The sequence below is a fragment of the Longimonas haloalkaliphila genome (genome assembly GCF_055379825.1).
Map to the genome: position 1 here is coordinate 84,837 of NZ_AP043948.1, position 13,714 is coordinate 98,550.

A 13,714-nucleotide genomic window follows, 5' to 3' on the forward strand; every position below is an offset into this window, starting at 1 on the left:
GCAGTCGGAGGTCGCGGAGTTACGACACGTTCCTGCACACCGCCTCCTCTATGATTCATACGCGTAGCCTTGTCCTCTTCGCAACGATAATCGCCGCTGTTGCCTTGCTTCTGCTTGGCAGCGGCGGCGGTATGTTTTCGCCTGTATCCTCTTCTGGCCTGCCAATGTCTACCGAACCTGACTCGTTGCCCGAGCCATCGCCTGCGCTTTCTGTGGAAGAGGTCGTCCGCCTTCAGGTGGATGCGCTGGGCCGCAACAACGACCCGCACCCGGATGCTGGTATTGAGGCGGCGTTTCGCTTCGCCTCGCCAGCCAACAAACGCGCTACGGGTCCGCTGAAACGGTTTCGGCTGCTCTTTGAAACGAACGCATACGGCCCAATGATCAACCACGACGGGGCCCAGTACAGCGAGGTGCAGCAGACCGACACCGAAGCGCGCATGGGTGTAATGCTCTCAACTGAGTCTGGCCCTGTCGGATACGTGTTTCGGCTGTCAAAGCAGACGCAGGCGCCATATCAAGACTGCTGGATGACGGATGCGGTGCAGCGCGTGCCGATATCGTCGATTTCGGCGTAGTGACAGCTGGATGGGTTATTCGAGCAGGGATGCGAAGAGCCCAACCAGAAGGAGGGCAGCACACCTGCGTTTGCCTTTCGCGAGTTGGATCCGAGATCTCGCTTTGCTCGTGTGTAGACCCTGCCTCGTTCCGATCAGCTCCCCCTCCGAAAACCCTATCATGGTGAGCGAAGGCCGACGCAGGCGTCCGCAGTCGAACCATCCCCTGCTCGCCAGGCGGACCCGCCCAAATGCAGTGCTGTGGCAACGCGTTCGAGATAATGCTACGTTGGAAGCTAATGGACGCAGGGTATCACAGGCCGCTCAATTACTTTTTGAACAGGGCGAGTAGCGATTCATGCGGCGGGCGGTTATGTTAGACATCTATGCTGGGTAGTGGATAGACGCTAAATGATAAAGCGATTGAATGCAGCAGCTCTTTCTTTTTCGAACCCCCTCTCCCTACGGGTTTCTCCCCCTTGGCCAAGGGGGAGATGTCGGCAGACAGAGGGGGTTTGAGCAGATTGCGATGATGTAAACCACAGGAAATCATTTAACATTGAACCGCTACCCTATGCTGTACGCCTCCGATTTCACATTGGATGCTATGGCATACTGCTTCGCGATCTCAAGCACGCGTTGTTCTCCTGATAGACGGCAGCGCGACGCCTGCTGTTGTTCGCCTGCGCTCCGCATCCCCTTGCCTGCTGCTTGCTCTCTGCTGCTTCTGCCCCCTATGAAACGCGTTGCCCTTCTCGCCCACGACCAGTTTCCGCACTTCGCCAAGACCGCTGTTGGCTTGCTCCGGTACAGCACGTTCGACGTGGCGGCGGTCATCGATCGGAGCCATGCCGGAGAGCGGGTACGCGCCCTGCTGCCTGATGTGCAGGATGCTCCCATCGTAGCGCGTATGGCGGATGCCCCCGAGGTTGACGCGCTCGTCATCGGGATTGCCAACGTAGGTGGCGGCTTCGACGCGTCATGGCGGCCTGATGTGCGCGCAGCACTGAAGCGAGGCTGTACCGTGATGGCCGGGCTGCATGATTTTCTTCAGGACGACCCCGAGTTTGCAGCGCTTGCCCAGGAGCACGGCGCCACCATTCGCGACGTCCGGCGGCCTCCACGCGGGCTCGCCGTTAGCCAGGGGCGTGCCCGCAACGTGCCGGCCACCGTGGTGCTAACGGTAGGCACCGATTGCGCCGTAGGCAAGATGACAGTGGCGCTGGAGCTGACGCGTGCGGCGCAGTCCCGCGGGGAGCGCGCCGCGTTTATCCCGACCGGGCAGACCGGCATCATGATCGCCGGGTGGGGCCACCCCATCGATGCGATCGTGAGCGACTTTGTATCCGGGGCCGTCGAGCAGATGATCCTTGAGAAAGGCCACGACCACGACTGGCTGTTCGTCGAAGGGCAGGGCAGCATCATACACCCTGCGTACTCGGCCGTTACGTGCGGTATCTTGCACGGCGCCATGCCCGACGCGCTGGTGCTCTGCCACGAGGCCGGGCGCACGCACAGCAAAGGGCGAGGACTTCCCCCTGCCCGATCCGCCTGCTTACGTGGACCTCTACGAAGGCCTGGCTCGTCCCTTACACCCTGCTCGCGTGGTTGGCGGCGCTCTCAACACGCGCTCGATAGCGCATGACGACGACGCCCAGGCCGCTGTTCAGCACTACACCCACGCGCTTGGCCTGCCCGCCACCGACCCCGTACGGTTTGGTCCGGATACGCTGCTTGACGCCCTCTCATAATTTTATCTCTGGTAGTGGATAGACGCTAAATGGTAAGGCAATTGGCCACCGCGGCTTTGTCTTTTTTGAACCCCCTCGCCCTTATTCCGCTTCGCTCCATCAGTCGCCCTACGGGCTCGTGTCGGGGTTCTCCCCCTTGGAGAAGGGGGAGATGTCCACAGGATCACGCCTCGGCGAAGCTCGACACACAGAGGGGGTTGGAGCAGATTGCGATGGTGTAAACCGCATGTCAATCACTTAACATTAAACCGCTACCTTACCTCTTTGTGTTAGCTACTACCGCTGAGCGCATTGCGCTCCAGACGACATACCCGTTCACTATTGCGCGCGAAACGGTTCACGAGATCGAGAATGTTATCGTGCGCGTTGCCGATGCGGAGGGCCGCGAGGGCGTCGGAGGCGCGGCCCCGTCGCGGCGCTACGGCGAGACGGTGGATACCGTGATGGCGGTGCTACCGGAGCTGCTCGACGTAGTGACGAACGTGGGTGACCCGAACGCGCTGCAGCAGATTGAGCGCGGGATGCACGCGGTTGTGCGCGGACACGCAGCCGCCAAGATGGCGATCAGTGCGGCGCTACATGACCTGCGGGCGCAACAGGCCGGACTGCCGCTCTACCGCTTCTGGGGGCTCGATGCCACGGCAGCCCTCACCAGCTCGTTCACTATTGGGATCGACTCAACCGAGCGGATGATCGCGAAGACGCAGGAGGCGGTTGCGGCAGGCTATCCGACCCTGAAGGTCAAGCTGGGCACCGCACGCGACCGGGAGATCATCGACGCGGTACGCACCCACGCGCCGGATGCTACGCTTCGTGTGGATGCGAACGAAGCCTGGACGCCCCGCGAGGCCCTGGCCATGATTGAGGTACTGGCCGACTACGACGTGGAGTTTGTCGAGCAGCCCCTCCCCGCCGAACAGCATGAGGCGCTCAAGTTCGTGTACGACCGGTCGGTGCTGCCCATTGCGCTCGACGAGTCGTGCGTGACGCTGTCTGACATCCCCCGCATCGCCGACCGGGCCGACATCGCCAATCTGAAGCTCATGAAATGCGCCACGCTGCAGGAGGCCCATCGCATGGTGCACGCGGCCCGCGCTCATGGGCTGGAGGTGATGCTCGGCTGCATGATCGAGAGCAACGCCTCTATCGCTCCGGCGGCGCACCTCACGCCGCTGCTGGACTACTGCGACCTCGACGGCTCGCTGCTTCTCAGCGACGATCCGTTTACAGGCGTGCCGATGCCCGCCGGCCGCATTGCACTCGACGAAGCGACCGACCCAGGGTCAGGGGCCCAGCTTCGGTAGGCTACGCCCGAGGCTGCTCGTCAGCGCAGATACGCCTTTTCAAAGCGCTGCACGCTCTCGTCCGTGCCGAGCACGATCACCTGATCGTCGTTCTGAAAAACAACGCCCCTGGGGTCGGGCGACGTTATTACGTTGCTTTCGCGCTCTACAGCCACCACAATGCATCCGGTGGCGGCTTGCACGTCTGCCTGAGCAAGGGTCTGCCCGACCAGGCGCCCGGCATCTAACCGGACAATGTCGATCTTCGTCTGCAGCGTCAGCACCTCTTCTTCAGCTAAGATCGTTGACACCATCATGCGCCCGCTAATTGTAGAGAGCGACTGCACGTAGTCTGCACCGGCCCGGTAGATTTTGCGCACGCTCGCTTCTTCGTTTGCGCGGGCTACGATATGCGCTTCCGGATTTGCGTCGCGTGTGATGAGCGTGGCGAACAAGGTGGTTGCGTCGTCATCGGTGTCGATGATCACGCTGTCGGCATCTGCGATACGTGCTTTCTGGTATATATTTGGGTTGCGGGCATCTCCAACTACATCGACCCCAGGGGTATCATGGGCATCGACAATCGTGAACTGTGCATTGGTGCCCGCCATGGCCTCTACCGCAGCCTGCCCGGACTTGCCATACCCTATCACTACTATGCGTTGCGGGGTGCGGGGGCTGACTACCGAGCTCATCTCTTTCTGAATCCCGTGGATGCTTTCGGGGGTGCCTGCCAGGAGAAGGCGCGTTGTGGCATCGAGCGTGGTCTGTGGGGAGACCGGGCTGGTAAACACCCCCTCAAACCATGCTCCCAACACGTTAATTCCGAATCGATCGCGCAACTGCAAGTCCGCAAGAGATTGGTCACACAACGGACTGTCCGGCACCACGTCGATCTCTGCGATCTCAAGGTCTTTCCCGATCTCAATGGCAGAACGTCCGAGTACAGACAGGACAAGGGGGACTTCGTGCGCCAGGTTTCTGCCAAGCAACTGACGCGGCGAGAGCACGTGATCGGCGCCTGCTAACCAGTGATACGGCTCAAGCTCTTCGCTATCGGCGACCGTTACGATTTGAATAGCCCCGTTAAGCTCCCGAGCCGAGAGCACAATGCTGGTGGCAACCTCGTCTGGGGCATCTGTCACGATTGCCTTGGCGTCGGAAAGTCGGATGCGCTCCAGCGCCTCAGTAGACTCAGCATCACCATGTACCACAGCGTATCCATCCATGTGGAGCTGGTCTGCTTTCGTGCGATCCGGTTCGAGTATGACGTAGCTCTGGTCTCGGCCTTCGAGCTCCCTGATCAGCGCGTCGATGCGTGCGGTATACGGTGTTACGATGATATGCTCGCTTCCGGAGAATGTGGTCGGGGGGTGCTTCTCGAAAGCATTTCGAAGGAGTGGAACTACAAACAATGGGATAGCGAGGAAGACAAACAGCACGCCCGTCAGGTTCATCGCCAGCACCAGCATATTCATCACGGTGCTCGACCACGGCGCATGTCCACCAAATCCCGCTGTGGTGATGGCTTCGATGACGACCTGAACGGCCTGCGTGAAAGGCACCGAGAGCCCCTCATACGCCTGCATCCCCCACTGGTACACCACCGCATAAGAGACGACCGCTGCCACAACCCCTGTCATCGTCCACACAATGCGTCGCTGCCAGGCGTTCATGTAGAAGTAGCGTGTAACGAAAGGGCCGGCGAGTTGTCGTTATACAGGTGCGCGAAGTGAATAGAGGTCTCCCTTCCGTGGTTCGCGAAGCGCTCTGGCAGTGCTGTGTGCGCGTTTGGGCCAGCCGAACCAGACGGCGTGCAGCACGCTGCCGCCTGTTATCCGCGTCCTACAAGCACCACGGTAGAACGCGGTCCCATAGAGTACGCAGCGATGCTATTGAGCGGCTCCTCGGCGCCCTCAGCGAGGATGTCTTTGGGAGCGTCGTGCATGGTATCGATCGCGCGGTACCAGTCCAGATCTTCGGGGGGGTCGGGAATGCGAAAATCGACCGCCTCATCTGCTGCGTTGAATAGCAGTACGAGCATGATACCATTCTCCTGCTGCACCTGCAACCCAAGTTGCTGTGCTGAGGGGGCGTCCCAGCGTGGCGATTCGCCGTCGGGGCCGATCCAATGCACCTCCTCGGGCTGATAGAACGCCATGCGCTGCAGGGCCGGATGGCGCTTCCGAAACGCAACGATCTCTTTCGTAAAGCGGTGGATGTCGCTGTGCATCTCGCGCCGCTCCCAGAGCATCCATCCGACTTCATTATCCTGGCAGTATGCGTTGTTATTGCCCTGCTGCGTGCGCCGGAACTCATCGCCGTGGAGGAGCATGGGTACGCCACGCGACAGAAATAACGTAGCCAGAAAGTTCTTAACCTGCCGGGTGCGCACCGCCTGAATGGCTTCGTCGTTGGTCGGCCCTTCGATACCGTAGTTCGCGCTGTAGTTGCTATCCGAACCGTCGCGGTTGAACTCGCCGTTGCCCTCGTTGTGCTTACGCTCGTAGCTGACCAGATCGTTGAGGGTGAAGCCATCGTGCGCCGTCACGAAGTTAATACTGCTTTCGGGGCCTTTGCCTGATCTTTCGTAGAGATCGGCGCTGCCGGTAAGGCGCTCAGCGAACGCGCCGAGCAGGCCCTTGTCGCCCCGCCAGAAGCGCCGCACGTCATCGCGGAAGCGGCCGTTCCACTCGGACCATCGCCGTTTGTGAAAGTGCCCCACCTGGTAGGCGCCGGCTGCATCCCATGCCTCAGCGATCATTTTGACGTTGCGCAGCACCGGATCTTGCGCAATGCGCTCCAGAAGAGGCGGATCGGTGCGCAGGTTGCCCTGCTCATCGCGCCCCAGCACCGACGCCAGGTCGAAGCGAAATCCGTCGACGTGCATCTCTACAACCCAGTGGCGAAGGGCATCCAGAATGAGGTCGTGAACAACCGGATGGTAGGTCTTCAGCGTGTTGCCCGTGCCGGTGAAGTCCTTGTAGAACGCCTGGTTCTCATCAAGAAAGTAGTACAGTTTATTGTCAAGCCCGCGCCAGCTGAACGTGGGGCCTCGTTCATTGCCTTCGGCCGTATGGTTAAACACGACATCAAGCAGCACCTCAATATCGGCCTTGTGGAACGCGTGCACCATCGCCCTGAACTCTTCCACCTGTTCGCCCTGATTGCCCATGCTGGCGTAGGCTGCGTTGGGCGCCATAAAGGCCGCCGGGCTGTATCCCCAGAAGTTGCGCATAGACTCGCCAGTAAGCGGGTTTACGCGCGTAATCTCATACTCATTGAACTCGTGCACCGGCATCAGCTCGATGGTGGTCACGCCAAGCTCTTTCAGATATGGAATCTTCTCGGTTAGCCCAAGATACGTACCGGGGTGCTCCACGCCGGCGCTTTCGTGCACCGTAAAGCCCCGCACATGCGTCTCATAGATAATTGTATCTGACCACGGGTGCCGCAAAGGCTGTGTCGGCTCCCAGCCGGTGCGGCTATCCACCACCACGCATGAAGGCGTCACGTGCGCGTTATTCACGCGCGCCATCTCATACAAGCTGTTCGTGCTATCTGCATCGTAGCCCCGGGCCTTGCCAAAGTCCCAGTCGTCAAGATGCGTTATCGCCGGGGCATACGGGTCGATGAGCAGGCGGTATGGATTGAAACGATGGCCGTTTTCTGGCTCGTAGGGTCCATCAACGCGATAGCCGTAGAGCTGCCTCTCGGGCACGTCCTGCACCCAGATGTGCCAGATATCGCCCGTGCGATGCTGACGCGCAACCAGTTCAACCCGATGGGTGGGGGCTTCATCATCAATCGCATCGTAGAACTCCAACCACACGCGCGTACCATGACGGCTGAAAACAGCAAAATTGACACCGTTTCCCCGCCGGTGCACGCCGAGGGGACGGGGAAGTCCGGTTTTTACATTGAGCTCGTCCGCAGCCTTTGGAGCGGGAAGCGGAGGATCAAGCGTATGTTCAGCCATTGTGCTGTTTGCTTAGCGGAAAGGAGTCGCTGTCACATGTCTTAAAACTCCAATGCAGGAGCGCGTTGCTTTGGTTGGAGAGGACGCAGAGCCAGAATGCCGCTTTCGGCTTCCTGACGTTGCGGAAGGTGGGCATCCAGCATGGCGATAAAGTTTTTGTACACCTGCTGCAGCTCCCAGATGATGCCGTCAGAAGAGAGCGCCCACCACTCGTCGGGGGTGAAGTAGGCCGAGACCTCGGCCTCTGAGCCATGCCGGCCATACCACTGGATGAGATGCAGGTTATCGGATTGTGCCAGGCGCGCGGCCCGCTCTACGAGTGCAGGATCACCGGTAAGCAGCGCCTTTTGGTGCGCCTGCATCATCAACTGAAAGACCGACTGCTGGGCCTCGTTGCCCAGAAAAAATTCGAGTCCTCCACTTCCAGCCCAGGTGCTGGCGAAAGCGGGAAGTGGAAGCGCGTGGCTTGTTTCTCCGTGGCGCTGTAGCGCTTCGCTGGGAGTTACAAATGACAGCCCGTGGCGCTTGGCCTCGCAGGGCAGATGCTCCAGAAAGTCGAAGATGCCGCTTTCCGGCGGGTGGTGTTCTCCGAACGTCTCAAAGTCCCAGCCGATCACCGCTACCGTGCCTGGCGCCGAGGCGATCCACTGGGTGTAACGATCAGCCGTTAGCGGCCAGCCGCCCCACTGCTTATCAGAGAACCGGTAGCCAACATCATCGCTCAACGGGTAGTGGCGCGTAAGCAGCTTCATACGCCCCGAGCCATGATGGTACAGATGCGTGGGCTCTCGCCACTGCATCACCCAGGGGCGTCCATCCATGAAGGCCGCCTCGAAACCAACCTGCTCCAGCGCGTGGTAGATTGTGTCAGACATCATGAGTTCGGTGGTGTCGGCAATGGACGGACGCTCGCCGAACACCTGTTGCAGTTCATCGACAGCGTGGTGCATCCGTCGCTTGAAGGACTCGATATCCCACAGTAGCATAAAACTGTGCGACGGTTCTACCGCGACAAGCTCCACCCGCTCGTGCTGCACCAGCGTGCGGAAGCGGTCCAGCAAAGCAGGATCCCATGCCTTCGCTTGCTCGATAAACGACAACGAAAACCCAATGGCTAGCGCCAGTCCCTCTTCCACAAGTCGCTCAAACCGATCAAGCGCCGAATAGTAACACGTGCGCGCTACCTTGTGGAAGTAGTGTTCGTTCATATCGGCATCGAAGAGCGCGTGGTCAAGCTCTTCCATCGACATCGACCCAGAAAGATGCGCTGCGGGCAACCAGGGCCGGTGCGGCTGGTGAACAACGGTATAGATAACGACATCTTCGACCTGCGAGGGAAGCTTGTAGGTGTTCGCTTCGGCCTCGTAGCGGAGCATATGCTGCTCTTGCGCACAGAACAAGATCTTATCCAGCAGCACATCTACGATACAGTCCCACGTGAAGTCCTCGGCGTAGGAGCGCGCAAACAAGCGAATCGACTGGGCTCGTTGCCGGTTTTCTCGTATCCGTATTAGGTTGGATACAATCTCTTCGGGGCGGTCTGTATCAAGCATGACGGCGTTGCGGCCATCCAGCACATACTCCTCGCCACTGGATCCGGTGAATGCAATGCCCCCAGCGGCCATCGCTTCCAACCCGACCAGTCCAAACGGCTCATGCCCTGAGTTCGCTAACACCGCGTCGGCCGTTGCATAGAAGGTGCGCAGCATCTCCTGCGTCATGAAAAAGCGCAGGTTGTAGATATCAGCCCGAGGCGCCTCGTTCAACAGCGCCATAAGTTCTCTCCAGTTAGACGGCTCGCCGTTTATTTCGGCAATAGAGAGGCCTCGTTCATGGGCTCTCCGCAAGACCTCCTCGCCGTGTGGCTCGATGCCTCCGGATATCGGAAACGCCACCGGATAGCCCTGTTCTTTGAGCAGGGCCGCGGCCTCTACAGCCATCAGCCAGCGCTTGGACGGATCGAAACGCCCTACCTTGAAAAGCATCAGAGTGTCCTTTTTAGGAGCCAGCGTCTTTCGCAACGCGGTTTTCTGATCTGTAGGGGGTGGCCCCAGCATATTTTTGGGGATGCCATTGTGAATCACCAATGGGTTAATGCCCAGCTGCCACATCAGGTGCTTCATGTAACGACTTACTGTCGTAATCTGCGCCGCTTCCTGCAGGCGTGCCCAATCTACGCGGTGAAAGGCCATCGTATTGTTGGCATTCCAGAAGATGAGGCACCGGCGAGCTAATCCGTTCGCACGAAGCAGATCGTGTAGGCGAATCACGGTCTCGGCTGTATGCCATTCCTCGGCCAAGATCACCGGCAGACGCCCATTAGCCAGCGCGGGCCGGATGACATTGGTCAGCAGATGCTCGGGAAGCGTTGCATTCCATTCGTGGCGTTTGTCTTCCTCGGCTTCATACACGCCATTGGGATGATGCGCACTGATCCACTGACACCATCGGTGGTAGGTAAGTCGTCCGTTGAGCCGGTGCTCTTCGCCGGGCGCGCCAGGATCGCCCACGAAAAACAGCTTCGTGTTGAACCTGCGGCGAGCTAAGGCATGCGCCAGGTGGGTAATGCGCACGCCAAGTCCCCCAGCCTGCGCATACGGGTCGGGCCCTTCAAACGAAAGGAGGGCAAACGTCAGATGCTCAGAAGAGAGAGACATAGCAATCCTGGGTAGGTGAGAATATGCACAAACGGACTAACAGGGGCCCGGCGTCTTTCCGGTGTCTTTCCAGTGTCTGTCTGGTGTTTATGCGTTTATGTTTCAACCTACCGGTGTATAGCGGCCCCCGCTACGCACATTTGTGCAGAATGCTGCTCATCTATCCACGCCTTTCCGGTGTTGGGTATGGATAACTGCGAGGTGCGGCACCACCTGCCCAGGATGAATCCAGGACATGGCTTTTCGTACGCTCCGGTCTGTTTATATCTCAAGTCAACATGCTAACGACGGCGCTACGTGCCTATCTTACGTACCTATCTTACGCGGTGTGCAAGTTTTCCATGATCCTTTTGGGCGCATATCCCCCTTTGTGGCTACGCGACATTTTCCCCTTCGCGAAGGGGGAAATCCCGAACAGCGTGAGGGAATGGCGGATGTGAGGACCGCGCATTCTGCGACAAGGCGGCGATCAACAAAGGAGGAAGGAAACCTGCACATGCCGTTACCTACGGCGTAGTCCGTGCAGAAGGCGTGTTGGTCGACTGCAGCAGATTGTGTAGCATCGGGGGCACTGTCACGCGGCTGGCAAGCGCCCTCAGCACGTCCATGTCCCGGCTGTACACGTCATCGCGAAAATGCACCGTGCCATCGGCTCGAGCCCAGGCCGTCCAGTACAGCAGATGCACAGGCACACGCTCGTTTAGCACAACGGTGCGCTCGTCGGAACGGCCCATGTTGCGCTCTATCGTCGCACGGTCCCAGCCCGGACTGTCACGGAGCAGGTATTCGGCCAGGTCGAGCGGGCGCGCTACACGGATGCACCCCGAACTGAAGTCGCGGGTGTCGCGTCCGAACAGCTGCCGCCCCGGCGTATCGTGCAGATAGACGCTATGCGGATTCGGAAACATAAACTTGACCGTCCCCAGCGCATTGTTCGGACTCGGATTCTGGCGAAGCCGATACGGAAAGTTCCGAGCGGAGAGCGCTTCCCAGTCAATCGCCATCGGGTCGATGGGCTGTGCCTGCGTGCTCCATCCCTGAAAGATTTGGAACCCCTGCCGGGCTACTGCCGACGGATCGCGCCGAAATTCGGGAAGCTTGTCGCGCGTGGCGATGCTGTGGGGCACGTGCCAGTACGGACTCAGCACCAGGTACGAGATCTCATCCGAGAACACCGGGGTCTGTCTGTAGGAGCGCCCTACAACCACCGGCATCTCCAGCACCGTTTCGCCCTCCTCTACAACCTGCAGATCAAACGATGCAATGTTCACCAGCACGTAGCGTCTGCCCAGATCGTTCGGCAGCCAGCGCCAGCGCTCCAGGTTTACCACGAGCTGGTTGATACGCGTCTCCACAGGCACGTTTAGCGCCGCACGGGTCGCCGGTCCAACGCGCCCGTCAGGCGTCAGTCCGTGTCGCCTCTGAAACGCGCGCACCGCCTCATCCACCGGCGCGTCGAACACCGGCAGCAGCGAGTCGGGCGCCGAAGCCAGCGCCTCCGTCACCTCAAGGCGGGCACGGAGCTGCACCACGCGCTCGTCCTCCATGCCCCGATCGAGCGTACTCCCTTCCGCGATCGAAGGCCACCCGCCTGCATCCGCAATACGCCGGTACCGAGCCAGCGCAGCCCGCAGCGCGTCGTATTCAGCATGCTGGGGGCGTAGCGACTGCAATGCCTCGTGGACGGCCTGTCCGTTACTGAGCGCCTGAAACGAACCCATCAGATCCGTAGCACGTGCCTCAATGTTCCACGACGGTATAAGCTGCTGCGGGTCGACCCGGCCACCAAGCAGGTGGCTGGCATACTGCAAGAACGCATCGCTGCAGATGAGCTCCAGGTCAACCAGAAGCGTTCTTCGCTCATCAAGCGCCGCCGTCCGAAGCGCCTGCAACGTCTCGTTCATCGCATCCAGATGATAATCGGCCGTGCGCAACCCTTCGTCTTCTGCCTGTCGCAGCGCCGCACGCAGCGCGTATGTGGTCATCCGCTGGTGGGTGGGCGTCACCCATACCGGTGCAAAAGAGCGCGTCTCATAGAACGCCGCCAGGTGCTCGACCGCACGCAGCGTCGTTACGTCGCGTTGCAAGTGGCCTTGCGGAGCATACCGGAGCGCCTCAATACGCTCGCGGAGCACGTCTTGAAGCGGCCCTTCCTCTTCGCTGGCGTAGGCTACCCCCGAAGCGCCTCCCAGTCCGTATCCACCGATTACAAAAATCAAAACAATGAGCAAACGACGCATGGCGAATGGAGTGGTCTGGTATTGATATTGCGGCATATATGGTCTGGGAATACGGGGCGCCTGCCATAGAGTGCCACGTATCCAATGATCTGGAACCGCGTTGCCCTCTTGAGGTCTCCTTTTCTTTTTGGCTACTCACCGTCCGATGCAATCATGATTCATCACGTTGCACGCATACTGATCTGGGCCAGCCTCTGCTTCGGCACAGCCGCCCTCACGTCCTCGGTCTGGGCACAGCCCTCACCCGCCCCGGCTGACGCCCCCAATGACGCGTCGTTCGCCGTCAAGTTCAACGACCACTGGATTCAGCGGTCTATCATGGCCGTTATGGCCCTGCCCGGTGAAACCGTCCCCCTCGCTGTAGCAGGACGCGCCACAGACCCACCCACGGTTCACATTGAGGCACCCGCCGATACGCTCACCTGGCAGTCCGAGGCGCCCTGGCCGTTTGTTGCTCCCGAGGCGCCCGGACTTTACCCGCTGCGCATCCGTCATATGGCCACGGGGCAGACCATTCAGCTGCAGGTGTTTGTACTCACTCCGTGGGATCACGATATCCGCAACCTGGATGGCTACCGGGTGGGACGCTATCAGCAGGAGCCCCGTCGCGGACTCGAAGCCTACGAGCCGCCAGAGGGGCTCATTCGGGTCACGGAAGACATCGTGACGGCGCCGGTCGCCCCCCACTTCACCCTGCAGCAGTTCCTCTCTAAGCAGACCAATGCGACCCCCGAGTTTATCTTACTACAAACGCCCCTGCTGCAGTTGCTTGAAGGGGTTCTTGCCGCGGTGCGCAATGAAGGACACGACGTGGAAACGCTGCATGTGATGAGCGCCTACCGTACGCCCTTCTACAACGCATCAATCGGCAACACCACCGTGTACAGCCGCCACCTCTACGGCGATGCTGCCGACATTTTCGTAGATGCAAACGGCAACGGCCGCATGGACGACCTGACCGGCGACGGCCGCGTGACCCGCGCTGATGCCGTGTATCTCGCAGAGCTCGTCACGTCTGTCAAGGAGAACGGCTCGGGCGACTACACCGGAGGTATCGGCATCTACGGGCCCGCTCCCCACCGGGGCCCTTTTGTACACGTAGACGTGCGTGGATACCGGGCGCGCTGGTAGAGAAGGGGACGAGGCACCACGCCAGCCCGTGTGCTTTTGCCTTTCCTAAGAGTAGGCCCACAAAAGAATCTTTGCGGATGTCATTGCGAGGTGTGCCAGCAACGCAGTACTGTGAG

General features: G+C 59.9%; 7 protein-coding genes and 1 pseudogene. 4 read left to right on the forward strand and 4 right to left on the reverse strand.

Going from position 1 to position 13,714, the window contains the following annotated elements; genetic code table 11:
• The first annotated feature begins 164 nt into the window (after positions 1-164).
• From ACZ48V_RS00335 to ACZ48V_RS00345, 3 genes and pseudogenes are all read left to right on the forward strand, one after another.
• Entirely contained in the window at positions 165-578 is a 414-nt protein-coding gene (locus ACZ48V_RS00335; RefSeq protein WP_464540564.1) for a DUF4864 domain-containing protein, read from the forward strand.
• A gap of 715 nt (positions 579-1,293) precedes the next feature.
• A pseudogene (locus ACZ48V_RS00340) lies at positions 1,294-2,308 on the forward strand (DUF1611 domain-containing protein).
• Between the two features lie 266 nt (positions 2,309-2,574).
• Positions 2,575-3,612: a dipeptide epimerase gene (locus tag ACZ48V_RS00345; protein WP_464540566.1), complete on the forward strand. Its 1,038-nt coding sequence runs from the start codon at positions 2,575-2,577 to the stop codon at positions 3,610-3,612.
• Between the two features lie 20 nt (positions 3,613-3,632).
• On the opposite strand, the gene ACZ48V_RS00350 is transcribed toward ACZ48V_RS00345, so the two are convergent.
• The 4 genes from ACZ48V_RS00350 to ACZ48V_RS00365 all read right to left on the reverse strand — a co-directional run bounded on the left by ACZ48V_RS00350 (position 3,633) and on the right by ACZ48V_RS00365 (position 12,467).
• On the reverse strand, positions 3,633-5,267 hold the full coding sequence (locus ACZ48V_RS00350) for a potassium channel family protein (RefSeq protein WP_464540568.1): 1,635 nt from the start codon (positions 5,265-5,267) through the stop codon (positions 3,633-3,635).
• Between the two features lie 158 nt (positions 5,268-5,425).
• A complete protein-coding gene (gene glgX, locus ACZ48V_RS00355) occupies positions 5,426-7,570 on the reverse strand; it encodes a glycogen debranching protein GlgX (protein WP_464540570.1) in 2,145 nt (714 codons plus the stop codon).
• Between the two features lie 41 nt (positions 7,571-7,611).
• Complete coding sequence (locus ACZ48V_RS00360; protein ID WP_464540572.1) at positions 7,612-10,227, reverse strand: glycosyltransferase; 2,616 nt, start codon at positions 10,225-10,227, stop codon at positions 7,612-7,614.
• A 506-nt stretch (positions 10,228-10,733) separates the two neighbouring features.
• A complete protein-coding gene (locus ACZ48V_RS00365; RefSeq protein WP_464540573.1) occupies positions 10,734-12,467 on the reverse strand; it encodes a L,D-transpeptidase family protein in 1,734 nt (577 codons plus the stop codon).
• 153 nt (positions 12,468-12,620) lie between these two features.
• Between ACZ48V_RS00365 and ACZ48V_RS00370 the strand changes: the two genes are divergently transcribed.
• Positions 12,621-13,598 (forward strand): D-Ala-D-Ala carboxypeptidase family metallohydrolase, encoded by a 978-nt coding sequence (locus ACZ48V_RS00370; protein WP_464540575.1) that lies wholly within the window; start codon positions 12,621-12,623, stop codon positions 13,596-13,598.
• Positions 13,599-13,714 lie beyond the last annotated feature (116 nt).

Coding starts and splice junctions, on each gene's coding strand:
- ACZ48V_RS00335 (WP_464540564.1), top strand. CDS start 165: ATGTCTACCGAACCTGACTCGTTGCCCGAGCCATCGCCTGCGCTTTCT.
- ACZ48V_RS00350 (WP_464540568.1), bottom strand. CDS start 5,267: ATGAACGCCTGGCAGCGACGCATTGTGTGGACGATGACAGGGGTTGTG.
- glgX (WP_464540570.1), bottom strand. CDS start 7,570: ATGGCTGAACATACGCTTGATCCTCCGCTTCCCGCTCCAAAGGCTGCG.
- ACZ48V_RS00360 (WP_464540572.1), bottom strand. CDS start 10,227: ATGTCTCTCTCTTCTGAGCATCTGACGTTTGCCCTCCTTTCGTTTGAA.
- ACZ48V_RS00365 (WP_464540573.1), bottom strand. CDS start 12,467: ATGCGTCGTTTGCTCATTGTTTTGATTTTTGTAATCGGTGGATACGGA.
- ACZ48V_RS00370 (WP_464540575.1), top strand. CDS start 12,621: ATGATTCATCACGTTGCACGCATACTGATCTGGGCCAGCCTCTGCTTC.